16 protein-coding genes are annotated in these 18,745 nt (G+C 60.8%); 14 read left to right on the top strand and 2 right to left on the bottom strand.

Annotated elements, in window-relative coordinates:
* The first annotated feature begins 131 nt into the window (after nucleotides 1-131).
* From pyrH to J2S67_RS02245, 4 genes are all read left to right on the top strand, one after another.
* Entirely contained in the window at nucleotides 132-857 is a 726-nt protein-coding gene (pyrH, locus tag J2S67_RS02230) for a UMP kinase (RefSeq protein WP_035756906.1), read from the top strand.
* Between the two features lie 170 nt (nucleotides 858-1,027).
* Nucleotides 1,028-1,585, top strand: coding sequence for a ribosome recycling factor (gene frr, locus J2S67_RS02235; RefSeq protein WP_070490706.1), 558 nt, complete (start codon nucleotides 1,028-1,030; stop codon nucleotides 1,583-1,585).
* Nucleotides 1,585-3,102, top strand: a complete 1,518-nt coding sequence (locus J2S67_RS02240; protein ID WP_083285538.1) for a phosphatidate cytidylyltransferase — start codon at nucleotides 1,585-1,587, stop codon at nucleotides 3,100-3,102. Before frr ends, J2S67_RS02240 begins: the two co-directional genes overlap by 1 nt.
* A gap of 50 nt (nucleotides 3,103-3,152) precedes the next feature.
* Nucleotides 3,153-3,740 carry a DivIVA domain-containing protein gene (locus tag J2S67_RS02245; protein WP_370977533.1) on the top strand — a complete coding sequence of 196 codons (588 nt, stop codon included), beginning with the start codon at nucleotides 3,153-3,155 and terminating at the stop codon, nucleotides 3,738-3,740.
* A gap of 230 nt (nucleotides 3,741-3,970) precedes the next feature.
* On the opposite strand, the gene J2S67_RS02250 is transcribed toward J2S67_RS02245, so the two are convergent.
* Entirely contained in the window at nucleotides 3,971-4,435 is a 465-nt protein-coding gene (locus J2S67_RS02250; RefSeq protein ID WP_052048563.1) for a GNAT family N-acetyltransferase, read from the bottom strand.
* Nucleotides 4,436-4,680: 245 nt separating this feature from the next.
* On the opposite strand from J2S67_RS02250, the gene dxr reads away from it, so the two are divergent.
* The 6 genes from dxr (at nucleotide 4,681) to J2S67_RS02280 (ending at nucleotide 12,288) form a co-directional block, all read left to right on the top strand.
* Complete coding sequence (dxr, locus tag J2S67_RS02255; protein WP_310245878.1) at nucleotides 4,681-5,943, top strand: 1-deoxy-D-xylulose-5-phosphate reductoisomerase; 1,263 nt, start codon at nucleotides 4,681-4,683, stop codon at nucleotides 5,941-5,943.
* A gap of 21 nt (nucleotides 5,944-5,964) precedes the next feature.
* Nucleotides 5,965-7,317, top strand: a complete 1,353-nt coding sequence (locus J2S67_RS02260; RefSeq protein ID WP_310245881.1) for a M50 family metallopeptidase — start codon at nucleotides 5,965-5,967, stop codon at nucleotides 7,315-7,317.
* A 129-nt stretch (nucleotides 7,318-7,446) separates the two neighbouring features.
* Complete coding sequence (gene ispG / locus J2S67_RS02265; protein WP_035756919.1) at nucleotides 7,447-8,583, top strand: flavodoxin-dependent (E)-4-hydroxy-3-methylbut-2-enyl-diphosphate synthase; 1,137 nt, start codon at nucleotides 7,447-7,449, stop codon at nucleotides 8,581-8,583.
* Between the two features lie 18 nt (nucleotides 8,584-8,601).
* Nucleotides 8,602-9,519, top strand: a complete 918-nt coding sequence (locus tag J2S67_RS02270) for a GNAT family N-acetyltransferase (protein WP_310245886.1) — start codon at nucleotides 8,602-8,604, stop codon at nucleotides 9,517-9,519.
* A gap of 163 nt (nucleotides 9,520-9,682) precedes the next feature.
* A complete protein-coding gene (locus J2S67_RS02275; RefSeq protein ID WP_310245887.1) occupies nucleotides 9,683-11,479 on the top strand; it encodes a proline--tRNA ligase in 1,797 nt (598 codons plus the stop codon).
* 8 nt (nucleotides 11,480-11,487) lie between these two features.
* The gene (locus J2S67_RS02280; protein WP_035756923.1) at nucleotides 11,488-12,288 is read left to right on the top strand and encodes a sulfite exporter TauE/SafE family protein; all 801 of its coding nucleotides are present in this window, start codon (nucleotides 11,488-11,490) and stop codon (nucleotides 12,286-12,288) included.
* Nucleotides 12,289-12,327: 39 nt separating this feature from the next.
* On the opposite strand, the gene J2S67_RS02285 is transcribed toward J2S67_RS02280, so the two are convergent.
* A complete protein-coding gene (locus J2S67_RS02285) occupies nucleotides 12,328-13,476 on the bottom strand; it encodes a hypothetical protein (RefSeq protein WP_035756926.1) in 1,149 nt (382 codons plus the stop codon).
* A 63-nt stretch (nucleotides 13,477-13,539) separates the two neighbouring features.
* On the opposite strand from J2S67_RS02285, the gene J2S67_RS02290 reads away from it, so the two are divergent.
* From J2S67_RS02290 to infB, 4 genes are all read left to right on the top strand, one after another.
* A complete protein-coding gene (locus J2S67_RS02290) occupies nucleotides 13,540-14,172 on the top strand; it encodes a ribosome maturation factor RimP (protein WP_232219309.1) in 633 nt (210 codons plus the stop codon).
* Between the two features lie 2 nt (nucleotides 14,173-14,174).
* A complete protein-coding gene (nusA, locus tag J2S67_RS02295) occupies nucleotides 14,175-15,155 on the top strand; it encodes a transcription termination factor NusA (RefSeq protein ID WP_035756929.1) in 981 nt (326 codons plus the stop codon).
* A gap of 58 nt (nucleotides 15,156-15,213) precedes the next feature.
* Nucleotides 15,214-15,531: a YlxR family protein gene (locus J2S67_RS09825; RefSeq protein WP_407682063.1), complete on the top strand. Its 318-nt coding sequence runs from the start codon at nucleotides 15,214-15,216 to the stop codon at nucleotides 15,529-15,531.
* Between the two features lie 198 nt (nucleotides 15,532-15,729).
* Entirely contained in the window at nucleotides 15,730-18,648 is a 2,919-nt protein-coding gene (infB, locus tag J2S67_RS02300; RefSeq protein ID WP_310245898.1) for a translation initiation factor IF-2, read from the top strand.
* Nucleotides 18,649-18,745 lie beyond the last annotated feature (97 nt).

Genomic DNA, 18,745 nt, shown 5'->3' on the forward strand with positions numbered 1-18,745 from the left:
TGCCGCATCGTGGAGCGCAACGGGTCACGGCTCGTGAGTGACGCAACCGACACGCCTCGAATAGCGGCGGGCGGCGTATGCGAAAATAAAGGTCGATTGCCTACCCACCTTGAACGCCTAAAGGAGCCTTGATGTCGAACACCCCTAGCAAGCAGCGCCGGCGAGTCCTATTGAAGCTCTCGGGAGAGGTGTTTGGTGGCGGCAAGCTGGGCGTGGACCCGGCGACCGTGCGGCGCATCGCCGAACAGATCGCCTCGACCGTAGGCGAGGTAGAAACAGCGATCGTTGTTGGCGGCGGCAACTTCTTCCGCGGAGCTGAGCTCGCGGAATCCGGTATGGACCGTTCCCGCGCTGACTACATGGGGATGCTCGGAACCGTCATGAACTGCCTGGCGCTTCAGGACTTCCTGGAACAGACCGGTGTTGAGACCCGCGTCCAGTCCGCCATTTCGATGTCCCAGGTCGCTGAAGAGTACATTCCACGCCGCGCGATCCGCCACCTGCAGAAAGACCGCGTCGTGATCTTTGGTGCAGGTGCTGGCCTCCCATACTTCTCAACCGATACGGTCGCGGCCCAGCGGGCGCTTGAAGTCCACGCTGACCAGGTTTTGATGGCCAAATCCGGTGTCGACGGTGTCTACACCGCGGACCCGAAAACCAACCCTGACGCCAAGAAGTTCGAGAAACTCACTTACAGCGAAGCCCTTGCCGGCAACATCCGGGTCATGGATCAGACCGCGATGACGATGTGTAAGGACAACGGCCTGGAAATGTTCGTTTTCGGCATGGAAGGCGAAGGCAACGTCGCGGCAGCGATCCGCGGCACCGCCCAGGGAACTCACGTCACAGTCGCCTAAAGTGGCGGCCTAGCCCATGAGGTAGGTGGTAACGCTAGAAGCCAAACAGGGTAGCCCTGGGGCTTAGCAAAGCGAGTGAGTAGCCTAAGATGTATGACAAGATGCACCTTTGGTACGTATAACCTGTGGTGCACGTTGACGGTGTAAATAGAACCCTCGAAGGAGTTCCGATGATCCAGGAAGTGCTGGGCGAAACCCGCTCCGCTATGGAACGTACGATCGAAGCAGCTCAAGAAGACTTCGCAACTGTCCGTACCGGCCGGGCAAACCCGGGCCTATACGCCAAAGTGATGGTTGAGTACTACGGCTCCTTCACCCCGCTTCAGCAGCTGGCCTCCTTCCAGGTGCCGGATGCGCGCACTATCCTCATCAACCCTTACGATGCCTCCTCGATCCGCGCGATCGAGAAGGCGCTTTCCGATTCGGAGATCGGCGCTAACCCATCCAACGACGGCCGCCAGATCCGCATCACGATGCCGGAGCTGACCGAGGAACGCCGCAACGAGTACGTCAAGCTTGTGCGCACCAAGGCTGAAGAGCACAAGGTAGCCCTGCGTAACCATCGCCGTAAGGGCAATGACATGCTCAAGGAACTTGAAGAGGACGGCGGCGTTGGCGAAGACGACGTCAAACGAGGCGAGAACGAACTGAACCAGATGGTTCGTGAGTTCGGCGAGCAGGTCGACGAGATGACCAAGAACAAGGAAGCCGAGCTCCTCGAGATCTAATGACGTACACGTCTGGTTTCCGGAATGAGTCCAGCCCTGTCGAGGGGCTGGGCTCATCGGTGTCTGTTGATGAGACGCGAGCGCGCCGTGCCGCATCGACGCATGTCGATGCGCCATCGCGCGCTTCAAGGCGTCCTGCAGCACCCGGGAGCAGGCGGGCACGCCGTCAAGCCGAGCGAGCAGCAGCCGCGGCAGCCGCGGCAGCGGAAGCTGAGACCCCCGAAGCGAAGGATCTTGAGGCACCAGTTCTCGAAACCGGCAACGCACAAGCCGACACCACCGAACCCGTGGCTGAAGCCAACACAGCGCAGGAGGTTCACACAGCGCAGGAGACTCACACGGCGCCGCAGCCTATCGTTGAGGCGCCGGAGCCGGCTGAGCTGCGGGGGTGGAGGGCCGATCAAAATGCGGCGTGGGAGCCTGCCTACGATGAAACGCCCGAGCCTGTTGCTGCTGTGGAGGCTGAACAGGATGCAACCGCGCTGTATGAGCAGGATGCAACGGCAGCGCATCAAGAGGAAGCACCGGCGCGGTTCGGACACGATGCAACTGCCCTGTTTGAACAGGATGCAACTGCAACGTATGACAGGGATGCGTTGGCTGGGCAGGATGCCGTGCCTGAAGAAGGTGCGCTACCTGCACCGTACGGGGCGCTGGAACCGCTGAGTGTTCCTGATCCGAATGATTTGCCTGAGCCGAAACCGTCTAAAGCGGGCCGTAACCTTCCGGCGGCGATCGGCGTGGGCGCGGGTCTTCTCGCCGTGCTTGGTCTCGGGCTTTTTGTTTTTCCCTATCTGCTGATCGCGCTCGGTTGCTTGGTTGCAGGTATCGGTTCGTGGGAAGTCTCGCGTGCGCTCAAGGCGCGCACGGGTATCCCTATTCCGTTGGCACCACTTCTCATCACGAGCGTCGCTTTGCCGTTGCTTGCGGGCATCTACGGGCCTGTCGCGCTCTCCTTGGGGTTGACCGCCTGCCTTGTGCTCGTGGTGATCTGGAACCTGCTTGAGGGGCGTTCGCACGGCTCACAGTCGATCGGGCTGAGCGTTCTAGTGGTGGGGTGGGTCCCGCTGCTGGCCTCTTTCGCGTTCTTGATTTTTCAAACCGAGCGTGGTGCTGCCGCGTTGCTCACGGTTGTTCTGCTGGTGGTCTCTAACGACACGTTCGGCTACATCGTCGGGGTGACCCTGGGTAAGCATCCGATGGCGGCACGCATCAGCCCTAAGAAGTCCTGGGAGGGCTTCGCAGGTTCGCTGCTGGGCGCGACCATCGTGGGTATCGCGTTGTGCCTGTGGGTTCTGCAGATACCGTGGTGGCTTGGCGTTGTCTTGGCTATTGCGACGGTCGTGTGCGCCACGTTGGGCGATTTCGCTGAGTCGATGGTCAAGCGTGCGCTCGGGGTCAAGGACATGTCTAACTTGTTGCCGGGGCACGGCGGCATGATGGACCGCCTGGATTCCCTCTTGTTTGCGATGCCTTTCGGCTACGCAGTGGTTATGTTGGCTGAAGCGCTGGCCTAACCCTCAGATAAACTCTCACTTGCACATACCTCTATCGAAGGAGCGCCACGGTGGCTCGAACGGATAACGCCGGTCTGGCTGGCACTTTGTTTGCACGGGTGGCTGACGACGCCTTTGGATACGACACCGGTCAGGTCGAGGATTTCTTGGCGCGTGCCCGTAAGACGTATGAGGCGGAGAACCTGAACAGGGACGTTGTCACGAGCTCTGTAGTGCGGCGGGCAACGTTCGACCCGGTCAGGGGCGGCTATGATCCTCGCGAAGTCGATGCGGCCTTGGACAGGCTCGAGGACGTCTTCGCGGCCCGTGAACGCAACGCCCTGATCGAGTCTGAAGGCCACGACCGTTGGCTTGAGAACATCTCTCAGGTCGCGATGGTGTTGCGGGCTCGTCTGCATCGAGCGCCGGGGGAGCGTTTCCGCCGTCCATCCAAACGGAACGTACCGTCCTATAACATCGCAGACGTCGACGCGTTGTGTGACCGTCTCATCCAGTACTTCGAACACGATGTCCCCCTGAGCGTTGACGATGTACGCCGTGTGGTGTTTAGGCGCGCTGAGGGCGATGAAGGCTATGAAGAGAACCAGGTGGATGCGTTCTTGGACCGCACCATCGAACTCATGGCCGCGATCGACTAACGCGGCCAAGACGACCCACTAGAACGATGACCCACTAGCGCGTGGTCAACGCTTGGGCCCGGCACCACAAGGTGCCGGGCCCAAACGTTAGATAACTGTATTACTCAAATATTATTGCTCACCTGTTATTGGTCAACTGCTATTGCTCACCTGTTATTGCTCAAGGGTGTGCGGTCACGGAGCACAGCTACGCATATCAGCTACGTGTTTTAGCTACAGAGATCAGCGTGTCAGCTGAGTTCGAAGTGGTCTTCGGCGACGATTTCTCCGCGCGCGTTGGAGAAGTCCCTGGTCTGGTCGACTTGTTTGAAACCGCGGCCTTCAAGGATCTTGTGGGTTCCCACGTTGTCAGCCACCACGGATGCGCGAACAGGCCGCTGCGGGAATTCCTCCAGCATCGCTTCCACGGCGGCGGTGGTGACTCCCTGGTTCCAGAAGGATTTATCAGTCCAGAAGGAAAGCTCCGCGTAGTCCTCGTGGAAAGCCATGACGATCGATCCGGCTACTTCACCATCGTGCTCAATGGTGCGCACCTGGATTTTAGGGTCGCGCAACATGAGGCCCCAGTGATAGTCGAAGACGCTGCGGTCGCTGGGGTTGCGGGCGCTGAAGGCCGCCATATGGTTGGCGTCCGGGTCCTGTTGGTGAGCGAAGAAGTGCTCGAGGTCCGCGGGTTCAACGGGGCGCAGGCGCATGTTTCCTCCGGGTGCTAATGAATGAATATGTATTGCTTATCTATCTTAGGCCAGATGGTGCCCACCTGGGTTTTGCCTCAATGTTGGGCTATCACCGGTTTCGGGTGCCAGCTGCGTTGGCTAGTCGTGGCACACTAGCAGGGGCGCGTTTGCCTGTAGATGCTGGGGCGCTTCCGCAGCAGTGTGGTGGGGTTGCTGGTTTTTATTGTTGATGCTGGGTTGTTCGGTTTGTGAGGGAGCTTGTTGTGGCTAGGTCTGTTGTGATTGTGGGTTCGACGGGGTCGATCGGTACTCAGGCTTTGGCGCAGATCGCCCGTGCGGGGGACCGGTTTGCGGTGCGGGCTATTTCTGCGGGGCAGCAGGCTCGCGAATTAGCGTTGCAGGCGGTGGCGTTCCGCACCAGTGTGGTGGGTTTGGCTGGCGCTGAGGGGATGAGTGCCGACGATGTGCGCGGCGGCTTCTTGCTGCATCTGGCAGGTGCTAAGGAGGTTGCTTCACGTGAGGGGCGGCTTGAGCTTGCCGGTGTCGGTGAGGTTGACGTCGATGTCGCGGGCCTGGACGCTTATGTACCCGAGGTTGTGGTTGGTGACAGCGCGGCGCGCGCGTGTGCGGCGTTGCCTGATGTGGATGTGGTGCTCAACGGGGTCACGGGTTCGCGCGGTTTGCGGCCTACGCTGGCGGCTATTGAGGCCGGTTCTGTGGTGGCGTTGGCTAATAAGGAGTCACTGGTTGCTGGCGGCCGGCTGGTGATGAATGCGGCATCGCCGGGGCAGATCGTTCCTGTGGATTCGGAGCATTCAGCGATCGCGCAGGCCTTGCGTTCGGGAGCGCGTGGTGAGGTTGAGCGTTTGATCATCACCGCATCGGGCGGTCCGTTCCGCGGCTGGAACGCGCACCAGCTTGAGGAAGTCACCCCGCAGCAGGCCTTGGCTCACCCTACCTGGGATATGGGGCGTGTGGTCACAACCAATTCGGCGACCTTGGTGAATAAGGCGCTTGAAGTGATTGAGGCGCATCTGCTGTTCGACGTCCCGCTGGAGCGGATTGTTCCGGTAGTGCATCCGCAGTCGGTGGTGCATTCGATGGTCGAGTTCGTGGATGGTTCCACGATTGCGCAGGCGTCTCCACCGGATATGGGGTTGCCGATCGCGTTGGGTTTGAATTGGCCGGATCGCCTGCCGGGGGCGTGCACACCGGTGGATTGGACGCAGGCTCATACGTGGGAGTTTTTCCCGATGGATCATGAGGCGTTCCCTGCTATCGAGCTTGCGAAGAAAGCGCAAGAGGCTTCACCGACGCACATGGCCGTGTATAACGCAGCCAATGAGGAAGCGGTGGATGCTTTCCACGACGGCGCGATCGGTTTCCGGAGGATCGTCGAGGTCGTGGCCGAGGTGGTTGAGGCTTATGACTCGGATGCGAACACGGCAGAGTATGGCCGTAGTGTTGAAGGGGTTTTGGCCGCCGAAGAGTGGGCGCGCGATAAAGCCCGCAAGCTGTGGGCTTGAGTTTTACCGGTTGGGATTGAGATGGATCAGGTTCTGGCGTATGTGATTGGCGCGCTGGTGATGCTGGTGGGTATCGGCATCTCGATTGCGTTGCATGAGGTGGGGCATTTACTGCCGGCTAAGGCTTTCGGTTTGCGCGTGCCTCGCTACATGGTGGGTTTTGGGCCTACGCTGTTCTCTTTCCGTAAAGGGGAGACAGAGTACGGGATCAAATTGCTGCCGCTGGGTGGGTACATCACGATGATCGGTATGTATCCGCCGCATCAGGACGGCAAGCAGCGGCCTACACGCACCGGTATTTTTCAGCAGTTGTCCGATGAGGCGAAGAAGGCTGAAGCTGAGACTCTGCAGCCTGGCGATGAGAAGCGATTGTTTTTGAACTTGCCGGTGTATAAGCGGATCATCATCATGCTGGGTGGCCCGTTTATGAATCTGCTTTTAGCGTTCGTGTTCTTTGGGATTGTTCTTACTGGTTTCGGGGTCGCGACTCCTACGACCACGGTGTCTGAGGTGTATCAGTGTCTTCAAGCAGTGGATGACGAGAACACGCGCCCGGCGGGGGAGGAGCAGGGCTGTCCTGAGGGTGCCCCAGCTGGGCCGGCGTATGCGGCGGGCTTGAAGCCTGGGGATGTCATTACCTCGGTTGACGGTGTTTCGCTTGACGACACTGATTGGTCTGCACTCACGGACCGGATCAAGGCAAGCCCTGATCAAGAGCTCAGCATCGGTTATGAGCGCGATGGTGTCGCATCGACCACAACGTTGGTTCCGGTTGAGACGGCTCGGCCTGTTGTTTCGCCTTTGGGGATGGTTGAGAAGAACCGTGACGGTACTGCCAAGGTGGAGTCGGTGGGTTTCGCTGGCATCGGTTCGACAGCTGAGATCCGGCCGCGGCCGGTAGGTGAGGTCCCGGGTTTTGTGTGGGAGAATGTCAAAGCTGTTTCTGGTGTTGTGACTCAGCTTCCGCAGAAAGTTGCTGGCGTTGCCCAGGCCGCGTTCAGCCCAGCTGAACGCGATCCGAACGGGCCGATGTCCGTGGTAGGGGTGGGCCGCATCGCCGGCGAGATCACCTCTTTCGAGCAGATCAGCGTCAAAGATAAGCTCGCAAGCTACCTGAGCCTGATGGGTTCGCTGAACGTCGCGCTGTTCGTGTTCAACCTGATCCCGCTCTTGCCGCTTGATGGCGGTCATATCGCAGGGGCTTTGTGGGAGAAGATCCGCAAAACGTTCAACAAGATTTTCAAGCGCCCTGACCCGGGACCGGTGGATCTTTCGAAGATGCTCCCGGTCACCTATGTTGTTGCAGGTTTATTGCTCGTCATGGGTGTGATCTTGATCTATGCCGACCTCGTGAAACCGGTGTCCCTGCTGTAGCTTGCCTCAGATGCTGCCTCAGGCATGTGAAGGTGCCGGCAGCGGCATGGGAAGATAGAGCACAGCAGTGGATTCGTTTATCACGTATGAGTTCTTGGAGGACACCTCGTGTCATCGGTTAATTTGGGAATGCCTACACCACCACCTATGACGTTGGCTCCGCGGCGCAAGACCCGCCAGATGATGGTCGGCAACGTCGGTATGGGCTCGGATCACCCGATCACCGTGCAGTCGATGACGACCACGAAGACTCACGACATCGGCGCTACGTTGCAGCAGATCGCCGAGCTCACCGCCGCTGGCTGTGACATTGTCCGTGTCGCGTGCCCAACAGACAAGGACGCCGATGCGCTGAAGGTCATCGCGCAACAGTCCACGATCCCGGTGATCGCGGATATCCACTTCCAACCCAAGTACGTCTACGCAGCCATTGAGGCCGGTTGCGGTGCGGTGCGTGTCAACCCGGGCAACATCCGCAAGTTCGATGACCAGGTTGCAGAGATTTCCGCTGCCGCGAAGCAGCATGGGACCCCGATCCGCATCGGCATCAACGGCGGCTCCCTCGATAAGCGCCTGCTGGAGAAATACGGCCGCGCAACCCCGGAGGCTCTCGTTGAATCCGCGTTGCAGGAAGCCGCGCTGTTCGAAGAAAACGATTTCTACGATTTCGGTATCTCCGTCAAACACTCTGACCCGGTCGTGATGATTCGCGCGTATGAGCTGCTCGCTCAGAAGGGCGATTGGCCGCTGCACCTGGGTGTCACCGAGGCAGGTCCTGCCTTCCAAGGCACCATCAAGTCCGCAACCGCTTTCGGCGCGCTGCTCTCCCAAGGTATTGGCGATACGATCCGTGTCTCACTTTCGGCCCCACCTGTCGAAGAGATCAAGGTCGGCGAGCAGATCCTCCAATCGCTGAACCTGCGTCCACGCCAGCTCGAAATCGTTTCCTGCCCGTCCTGTGGACGCGCCCAGGTCGATGTGTATGAGCTCGCCAACAACGTGACCGAAGGCCTCAAAGACTTCAAGGTTCCGCTGCGTGTGGCCGTCATGGGTTGCGTCGTCAACGGGCCAGGCGAGGCACGAGAAGCCGACCTCGGTGTCGCATCCGGCAACGGCAAGGGCCAAATCTTCGTCAAGGGCGAGGTCATCCGCACGGTCCGTGAAGACCAGATCGTGGAAACCCTGCTCGAAGAAGCCCACCGCATCGCCGAGGAGATGGGCGCAAGCGAGACCGAAGGCGCATCGCCTTCCGTGTCCGTCCACTAGGTAACGGTCTCAACGTCAATGGTGATCCGGCAGATCGTGAACCGGGCCGGCGCCCGGATGGCGGATCTGCGCTCGCCGGACCCCAGCATCCGCACCCTCACGAATGAGGACGCGCCAGCGTTGCTCGCGTTGATCGCGCGCAACCCTGTCCAGCATGCTTTCGTTCAGCAGCAACTCGATGTTGTTGGCGGCAAGATCGATGTGTTGCCTGGCGCGCGCATCCTGGGCCGCTTCGATGATGCAGGCGTGATGGTTGCGGCGTGCTGGCTGGGCGCGAACGTGGTGCCTGTGACCGCGGATGAAGGCGAGCAAGCCCGGGAACACGGTGAAGCGTTCGGGCGGCGGGTCCTGACCAGCCGTAAGCGCTTCGCCTCGATTTTCGGTCCGAAAGCAGGAGTTGAAGGGATCTGGGATGTGGTGAAGACCAGCCCGGCCTTCTACCCGCGTAGTGTGCGGCTCACCCAGCCGTTCATGACGTTGGAAGGCCCGGCTGTGATCGAAGGATCTGGCCGAGTCCGGCAAGGGTATGTGAGTGATTTCGATGCGTTCTGGCCGGCTTCCGTTGCGATGTTCACCGAGGAGCTTGGCTATTCACCCCTCGATGTAGGCGAGGCCTCCTATAGGGCGCGGGTCAAACAGTTGCTGGCGTGCGGGCAGGCTCTGCTCGAGCCGGGTGCGGCGGGCACAACGGTGCGGTTCAAAGCCGAGCTCGGGGTTGTGACCGGCCAAGCCACACAGATCCAGGGCGTATGGATGCATCCGGGCCACCGCGGCATCGGGCTTTCAGCGAGCCGCGTGGCAGATGTCGTGGCCCATGCGCACACGTGGGCGCCCGTGACGAGCCTGTACGTCAACGACTACAATCACGCGGCTCGAGCCGTCTATGAGAAGGTGGGTTTCCAAACCACCGGGATGTTCGCGACCGTCCTGCTATGAGCATCGAATCCCGGGACGGGCACGCGGCAGCGCGCCACATAGCCGGCCGCTATGCGTGGGCAGACTACACTGGACACGAGCCGTCACCGGATACTAACGGTGAACGCAACCGATTTGCTGATTCACTCTGCACACCCCGATCCACCCTGAAAGGGGAGGCCCTGTGGTAACACGCCTTTCAACGTTCTTTCTCCGCACGCTGCGCGACGACCCTGCCGAAGCTGAGCTCGCAAGCCACAAGTTGTTAGTCCGGGCTGGCTACATCCGCCGTGCAGCACCGGGCATCTATTCCTGGCTGCCGCTGGGGCTCAAGGTCCTGAACAAGGTCGAGAACATTGTGCGTGAAGAAATGAACGCGATCGGCGCTCAGGAAGTGCATTTCCCGGCGTTGCTTCCGAAAGAGCCCTATGAGGCGACGGGCCGCTGGGAAGAATACGGAGACAACATTTTCCGTCTGCAGGACCGCCGTAAGGCCGACTATCTACTCGCGCCAACGCACGAGGAAATGTTCACCCTCTTGGTCAAAGACATGTACTCCTCGTATAAGGATCTGCCGGTGTACCTGTACCAGATCCAGACGAAGTACCGCGACGAGGCCCGCCCGCGCGCTGGCCTGTTGCGCGGCCGTGAATTCATCATGAAGGACTCCTATTCCTTCACCCTGGATGAGGAAGGCCTCGACGAGGCATACGAGGCCCACCGCGCCGCGTACCTCAAGATTTTTGAGCGTTTGAACCTGGAGGTCCGCCCGGTCTTCGCGATGGCGGGAGCGATGGGTGGCTCGAAGTCGGAAGAGTTCCTGCACCCAACCGAAGCGGGCGAGGACACGTTCGTGGTCTCCCCAGGCGGTTACGCCGCCAACGTTGAGGCCGTGACGACGCCGCCGCTGGACCCGATCGACTACACCGACGCGCCGGCCGCCCACGTTGAGCTGACCCCGAACAGCGAGACCATCGAAACGCTCGTTGACGCAGCGAACGAGAACCACCCGAAGGACACCCCGTGGACTGCCGCGGACACACTCAAGTGCGTTGCGTTGGTTGTTGTGACACCGAACGGTGAGCGCGAACTCGCCGTCGTGGGTGTGCCCGGCAACCGCCAGGCTGACCTCAAACGAATCGAGGCGACCATCGGTGAGCTCATGGGTATCGTCGGCGAATCCCAGGTTGAGGTTGCCACCGATGACGACCTCGGCCGTCACCCTGAACTGGTCAAGGGCTACATCGGCCCTGGCTTGTCGAAGGATGAGGCCGTTTTGGGTCGTGAAGCACGTTCGGGCGTCCCGTTCTTCGTTGACCCTCGTGTTGTTGAGGGGTCAACCTGGATCACGGGCGCGAACCTCCGTGACCATCACGTCTTCGGTTTGGTTGCAGGCCGTGACTTCGGCTGGGATGGTGTGCTTGAGGCTGTTGCGGTGGAAGACGGCGACCCCGCACCCGATGGTTCCGGTCCGTTGAAGACGACCCGCGGCATCGAGATGGGCCACATCTTCCAGCTGGGCCGCCGCTACGCTGAAGCGTTGGACCTGAAGGTTTTGGATCCCAACGGTAAAGCGCAGGTTGTCACGATGGGTTCCTACGGCGTGGGCGTGACCCGCGCGGTTGCGGCTATCGCTGAGGCCCATCATGATGACAAGGGCCTCGTGTGGCCTCGGGCTGTGGCACCCGCCGATGTTGTGGTGATCATCGCTGGCAAGGGGGAAGAGCTCACGGAAACCGCCGAGGACATCGCGGGCAAGCTCGATGACGCCGGCTTGGAGGTCATGCTCGATGACCGCGCCAAGGTTTCTGCGGGCGTGAAGTTCCGTGACGCTGAGCTGATCGGTATCCCTACCACTGTTGTTGTGGGCCGCGGCGTGGCCGATGGCGTGGTTGAGGTCAAGGACCGCGCCACGGGCGAGGCCGAGAACATCGCGCTCGATGCCGTGGTTGAGCACGTTGCCCAGCTCGCAGCTCACTAAGCTCGCCTATGGACTACATCCTGACGGACACCGGCGCGCTCAACATCGGGCTGATCCTGTTGGTTTTGGGCGCCGGTTTCCTTGCAGGATGGGTCGATTCGGTGGTCGGCGGAGGCGGGTTGATCCAGCTTCCGGTCGTGTTGCTGATTCCGGGGCTTACCCCGGTTCAGGCTTTGGCCACGAATAAGGTCGGCTCGATCTTTGGTACCACGACATCGGCTATCACGTATGGTCGGCGTGTGCGGCCGGACCTCGCCACGAGTCTGGGTCTTGCTCTCACCGCGGGGCTCGCCTCGGTGGGTGGGGCCGCTGTGGCCTCGATACTGCCTACCGAGGTTTTCAAACCCATCATCCTCGTAGCGCTTGTTGTGGTTTTCGTTTTCACACTCGCTAAGAAGAACATGGGGGCCTCAACCGCGCTCAAGCATGCGAGCATGAAGCACCATGTTCGGGCGTGGGGGATCGGTATCGCGATCGGGTTTTATGATGGCGTGCTGGGGCCGGGCACGGGATCGTTTCTGGTGATCGCCTTGGTTGGGGTTTTGGGGTATTCGTTCCTGGATGGATCAGCGCGCGCGAAGATCGCTAACTGGGCCACCAACTTCGGTGCGTTGTGCTTCTTCATCCCCGCAGGCCACGTCGTGTGGCCGCTCGGTATTGGCTTAGGCATCGCGAACATGTTCGGGGGCTATATCGGTTCGCGGATGGCGGTTTCAGCCGGCTCGCGTTTTGTGCGGATCGTGTTCCTCGTGGTCGTGACCGCGCTCATCATCAGCGTTGGAGCGGACACCCTTCGGCAACTGAGCTAGCCCGCTGAGTTAGCCCGCTGAGTTAGTGAGGCGAGCTAGCTAACGCGTGTATCCGGCGACCTGGAAAGACAAAGCCATGAGCACGATGCGCGCCTCACCGTGATAGTGCGCCGCGAGGTGTTGCAGCGGTTCAGCGAGTGACGCTTGCGCTGAAGCGAGCTTTTCCGTTCCGGGAGCGAGGTAGTCTTCCCGCGGCCCGATGGTCGCAGCAGCATAGGGGTGCCCGGACGCTTTCCCGAGACCGAGCGTGAGATCACGCGAGGCTTCGAACCATTCCTGATTGCTGTCTGCTGGGTTTCGGTGCGCGATGATGCGTGCCGCTTCAGTGATCTTGGCTGATGTTCGGCCCGTCCGATCCCACAAGGCGGCGGCCTGTTCAGGTTCGCTGGGGTCCGCTAGGGCAACCACGTCCCCTAAAGCCGCCACGGGGTCGGTGAGGCTTGCGGAAGCTAGCGCTTCCTTGATCACTGCGGCCGCATCGTTATCTAGGGGTGGGGCGCCGGCTTTCTGGGAAGCCGAGTACAGCGTGACGGAGGCTGCGATCAGCCGGGATGCATCCTCACGGCTCAGCTGCTCATTATCGCTAGGACGCAAGGCCAACTGCATAAGCTCACCGGAGAGGACGGCGGCGTCTTTAGCGTTATCCTGCCCGCTGGCTTTCTGAGCGGCTACATGTTCTTCGATCCACCGCATCTCACGGTTAGTAGCCGGCCCACCCCAGGCGTCAGAGCCACTCAACAGCTCATAGGCTGTGCGTGCCGCGGTCGTGACATCCTCGCCGCTATGGGCCTGATCCACCTGCGCGAGCAAAACCCGGGCACGGTACACAGGGCTGTGTTCGGTCCGGGACACAGCCTTATCGAATACAGCGTCTCCAGGCCTTGCGTTAGCGGAATAGCTGCTCGTGGTGGTTGTGACGCCTAACCAGCATGTGCTCACCATCAGCACAGACACGGCGGCGCGGCCCATCCGTGAACCGGAACCGCGGGACTGTTGGGTATCCCGCCGTGCCCGCCGACCGTCGCCTGGGGACTGTTGGTTATTGCCCGAGGTTGGTTGGTCGTCTCCCGAGGTTTGTTGGCCGTCGCCTGGGGTCTGTTGGTCGTTACCCTGGGCCTGCGGAGCTTCCTGAGTTGCCGGCGACGTCTCCTGTGTCGCTGACTCCGTGGAATCCTGTACTGAACGCATAACGCTATGGTGCCATGCGGGTAGGGTAGATCTGTACAGACACAGCGTAAAGGGAGGAATAGCGTGTCATCCCACAGCATGCCAGCCGATAACGCGTCGAGGCACGAGGGTTCGCCATGGGCTCCTGAAGCAATCACGCGAGCTATCGAGCCTGTGATCAGCGATGCTGGTTTGATCGTTGAAGACGTCACGGTCAAAGGTGGGAACACACCAACCCTGCAGATTCTGGTTGATCTGCCGAGCGGTACGGATGCGGTGGATCTGGATGTTCTCGCTGAAGTTTCGCAGCAGGTGGGCGAGGTTTTGGATAACGGTTTGCTTGCCTCCTCGGGTGCTTATGAGCTTGAGGTTTCCTCGCCGGGGGCTTCGCGTCCGCTCACACAGCCTCGCCACTTCCAGCGCAACGTGGGCCGTGTGATTCGTGTGGTGAGCGAGGATGAAGACTTCACAGGCACCGTGCTTGAGGCCGACGACGAGGGCATTGTGATCGAGCCGATCAAGCCTGCGCCTAAGAAGGGCATGAAAGATAAGGTGCTTGATCCGGTGCGGCGCGAGTATGCTGACATTCGTCGCGCGAAGGTTGACATCGAGGCGACGGCGGCGGCACGGTTGGCTGCCGTAAAGGACGCCGAGGATGTGGCAGAAGAGTCAATGGAAGATCCAGCACAGTCAGGTCTAACGGGCGAGGAGGCCTAAGAATGCATATTGATATGACGGCGTTGCGTCAGCTTGAAAAGGACCGCGATATTCCGCTGGATCGGCTGATCAACGCGATCGAGCATGCGCTTGTCCTCGCTTATGACAAGGAGCCCGGCGCTATCCGCGGCGCGCGTGCGGAATTGGACCGTAAAACCGGTGTCGCCACCATTTGGGCGCCTGAGGTTGATGAGAACAACCAGCGGATCGGTGAGTTCGATGACACGCCTGCGGACTTCGGCCGGGTAGCAGCAGCGACGGCGCGGCAAGTGATCTTCCAGCGCCTGCGCGATGCTGAAGACGAAGCCGTCCTAGGCACCTTCCGCGATAAGCAAGGCGAGATCCTCTCCGGAGTGATCCAGCAGGGCCGTGATCCACGCATGGTCCAGGTTGATCTTGGAACCCTTGAAGCGGTCCTGCCGCCACCGGAGCAGGTACCGGGCGAGGATTACAGCCACGGACGTCGTCTGCGCGTGTATGTCACCGATGTGCACCGCGGCCCTAAAGGCCCCTCGATCACGGTTTCACGCACCCACCCGCAGCTGGTGCATAAACTGTTTGAACTTGAGGTCCCGGAGATCCAGGACAAGACGGTCGAGATCGTTTCGATCGCACGTGAAGCGGGCCACCGCACCAAGCTCGCGGTGCGTGCCCGCGTTGAGGGCCTCAACGCTAAGGGAGCCTGCATCGGCGAGATGGGTTCTCGTGTGCGCGCGGTGATGACCGAGCTCAACGACGAGAAGATCGACATCATCACGTGGGATCCAGACCCTGCACAGTTTGTAGCTCACGCGCTTTCGCCAGCCAAGGTGCTCTCGGTTGAAGTTTTGAGCGAAGACCTACACCACGTCCGCGCTGTTGTCCCGGACGATCAGCTCTCGCTTGCGATCGGCAAGGAGGGGCAAAACGCTCGTCTTGCGGCCAAGCTCACGGGCTGGAGAATCGACGTTGTCTCGCCAGCGCGTCAGAGCGCGGTAGACTAGACAGGTCAGAAGTTCAGTCTGTTGCGCCCAAATACGGGGCAGAGGATGGGAGTTCGTGGTGAACAAGGGTTCTTCACGTAGCCCCATCCGGACCTGTATAGGGTGCAGGCTCACCGATGACCAAGCCGTTCTTTTGCGGCTAGTGCGGAACCCCGGAAGCGCGCGAGTGGTTCCGGATCCGCAACGCCGTAAAACGGGGCGCGGTGCTTGGGTGCACCGTAACCCCGAGTGTGTACGGCGGGCAGTGAATCGGAACGCAGCGAACAGGGCCTTCAGGGCTCGCAGTGTCGTTGATGAAGATGAGTTGCTTGCCGTCATCAACCTGGGCATAACCGGTGTCCAGGGTTCAACCATGACCGATCAGAAAGCGGGTTAAGAAGAGTGGCAACCCGATGAACACGCAACGGTGATGGGCCAGAGATGAACAACCTCAGGCTCGGAAATCAGCGTGCGTTCCGCTTAGCGGGGCGCACACCACGAAATCTAGGGTCCGTGGTCTTACACGTCACGTGCAACGCTTTTACTTGATGCGCGTGAGCGTTCAAAAGGATACGCGGACCAGAGAAGGAGAACTGTGGCCAAGAAGGTCCGCGTACATGAGCTCGCTAAAGAGCTCGGCATTCCGTCAAAGGAAGCCATGGCAAAACTTGAGGAGATGGGCGAGTTCGTCCGCTCAGCTTCCTCCACGATCGAGCCGCCGGTCGTCAAGCGTTTGCGGGAAGCATTCCCGAACGCCGCAGGCGGCGATTCCGCTCAGGCGGATCAACCGAAGGTGAAGACTGCGCAGGTTCAGGGTGCGGGAACCCGAACCTCCGATCCAGCTCCAGCGGCTGCCGCTAAGCCAGCTGATGATGCCCCTCAGCCGGAAGCTAAGCCAGCTACCGCAAAGAAGGCGGCATCGGCGGAGAAGCCAGCGCCGAAACCGGGCCCTAAGCCTGGACCTAAACCGGGTCCTAAGCCTGGCCCGAAGCAGGCCCCTAAAGCCGCTGAGAAGCCTGACGCTAAGCCGGCGCCAGCTGCTAAGCCAGGCCCGGCTAAGAAGGCACCGGCAACCCCTCAGGCGACCCCGCGCACTGCTGCGCCGAAGCCCGGTCCAAAGCCTGGTCCGCGTCCGGGTAACAACCCGTTCAGCACCCCATCCTCACAGGGTCGCGGCAACGATGCTGGCCCACGCCCACCTCGCGGTGGCGCACGCCCAGGCCCACGTCCGGGTGGAGGCCGTGGTGGTGCCCCACGTCCAGGCAACAACCCGTTCTCAAACCAGCAGGGCATGCGCGGCGAAGGCGGCGGCCGCGGCGGACAACGTCAGGGTTCTGCAGGTTCGGGCGGCCCACGTCCAGGCGCGCCACGCCCACCACGCGGTGCGGCCTCGGGTTCAGGCGGTCCACGCCCTAACCCGAACATGATGCCTAAGAAGCTCGACCTCAACGTCAACCAGCCGCGTCCAGGTGGTGGCCGTCCAGGTGGCGGCGGTCGGCCAGGCGGTGGCGGACGTTCCGGTGGCGGAGGCGGTTTCCGTGGTGGCCGCGGCGGCGGTCGCGGTAACGCGGCAGGCGCATTCGGTCGCGGCGGTCCACGCCGTGGTCGCAACCGCAAGTCCAAGCGCGCCAAGCGCCAGGAGATGGAGCAACAGGGCGCACCAGTCATCGGCGGCGTGGTTGTTCCACGCGGCGATGGCAACACGGTAGTTCGGTTGCGTCGCGGTGCGACCTTGGCTGACTTCGCTGAACGCATCAAGGCAGATCCAGCCGCACTTGTGACGGTGCTGTTCCACCTCGGTGAAATGGCTACGGCTAACCAGTCGCTGGATGAATCGACGTTTGAGATCCTCGGTGAAGAGCTGGGCTATAAGGTCCAGGTCGTGTCCCCGGAGGACGAAGAGCGCGAACTGTTCGAGTCCTTCCACATCGACCTCGAGGCAGAAGCCGAGGCCGAGACCGAGGACATGCTCGAGCCTCGTCCACCTGTGGTGACCATCATGGGTCACGTTGACCACGGTAAGACCCGCACGCTGGATGCGATCCGCCGCTCCAACGTAATCGAGGGTGAAGCCGGCGGCATCACCCAGCACATCGGTGCCTACCAGATCTCTACGATGCACGAAGGTGACAACGGTGAAGAGGAACGCCTCTTGACCTTCATTGACACCCCTGGTCACGAAGCCTTCACGGCGATGCGTGCCCGCGGTGCCAAAGTCACTGACATCGCTGTGCTGGTTGTTGCAGCTGACGACGGCGTCATGCCGCAGACGGTTGAGGCGCTCAACCACGCGCAGGCGGCAGACGTGCCGATCGTGGTTGCGGTGAACAAGATCGATAAGCCGGAAGCCAACCCTGAGAAGGTCAAGGGCCAGCTCGCCGAGTACGGCCTGGTCCCTGAGGATTACGGCGGCGACACGATGTTCGTGCCGATCTCCGCTAAGCAGGACATCGGTATCCATGACCTGTTGGATGCGATCCTTCTGACCGCGGACGCAGCGCTCGAGTTGCGTGCTAACCCGGATAAGGACGCTCGCGGTATCGCGATCGAAGCGAACCTGGATAAGGGCCGCGGTGCGGTCACGACCGTTTTGGTTCAGTCGGGTACGCTCGCGGTCGGCGACACGATCGTTGCCGGTAAGGCGCACGGTCGCGTCCGTGCGATGTTCGATGAGAACGGTGAAGCGCTCGATGTCGCGTTGCCTTCGCGTGCGGTGCAGGTCTTGGGTCTTTCGAACGTTCCGCGCGCTGGTGACACGTTCATAGTGACTCCGGATGAGCGTACGGCCCGCCAGATCGCAGAGCGCCGCGAGGCAGCGGACCGTAACGCGATGCTCGCTAAGCGCCGTAAGCGCATTACGCTTGAGAACTTCGATGACGCTGTCGCTGAGGGCAAGATCGATACCCTCAACCTCATCCTCAAGGGTGACGTATCCGGTGCTGTTGAAGCGCTTGAGGATTCGCTGCTCAAGATCGATGTGGGCGATGAGGTTCAGTTGCGTGTGATCCACCGTGGCGTGGGTGCTATCACGCAGAACGACGTCAACCTGGCAACGGTCGATAACGCGATCATCATCGGCTTCAACGTCCGCCCTGCAGAGCGTGTCTCTGAGTACGCGGATGAAGAGGGCGTTGACATGCGCTTCTACTCGGTCATCTACCAGGCGATCGAGGACATCGAGAACGCGCTCAAGGGCATGCTCAAGCCTGAATACGAGGAAGTTGAGCTTGGCTCGGCGGAGATCCGCGAAGTGTTCCGTTCCTCGAAGTTCGGTAACATCGCCGGTTCGATTGTCCGTAGCGGCCTGATCCGCCGTAACGCGAACGCTCGTTTGGTCCGTGACGGCAAGGTCGTCAATGACAAGCTCACGATCGAGTCGTTGCGTCGCTTCAAGGATGATGCCACCGAGGTCCGTGAGGGCTACGAATGTGGTATCGGCCTGGGTGGCTTCAACGACATCAAGGAAGGCGACATCATCGAGACGTGGGAGCTTCAAGAGAAGCCACGCGCCTAGTCTGCTGACCTCGAGCCTAGTCTGCTGACCAGTAGCTAGCGTTATGAACGCAAAGCCCGCGGCGGGTTGAGAGTACATGTGCTCTTGCCCGCCGCGG

Source organism: Pseudoglutamicibacter albus (genome assembly GCF_031458175.1).
Classification (GTDB): domain Bacteria; phylum Actinomycetota; class Actinomycetes; order Actinomycetales; family Micrococcaceae; genus Pseudoglutamicibacter; species Pseudoglutamicibacter albus.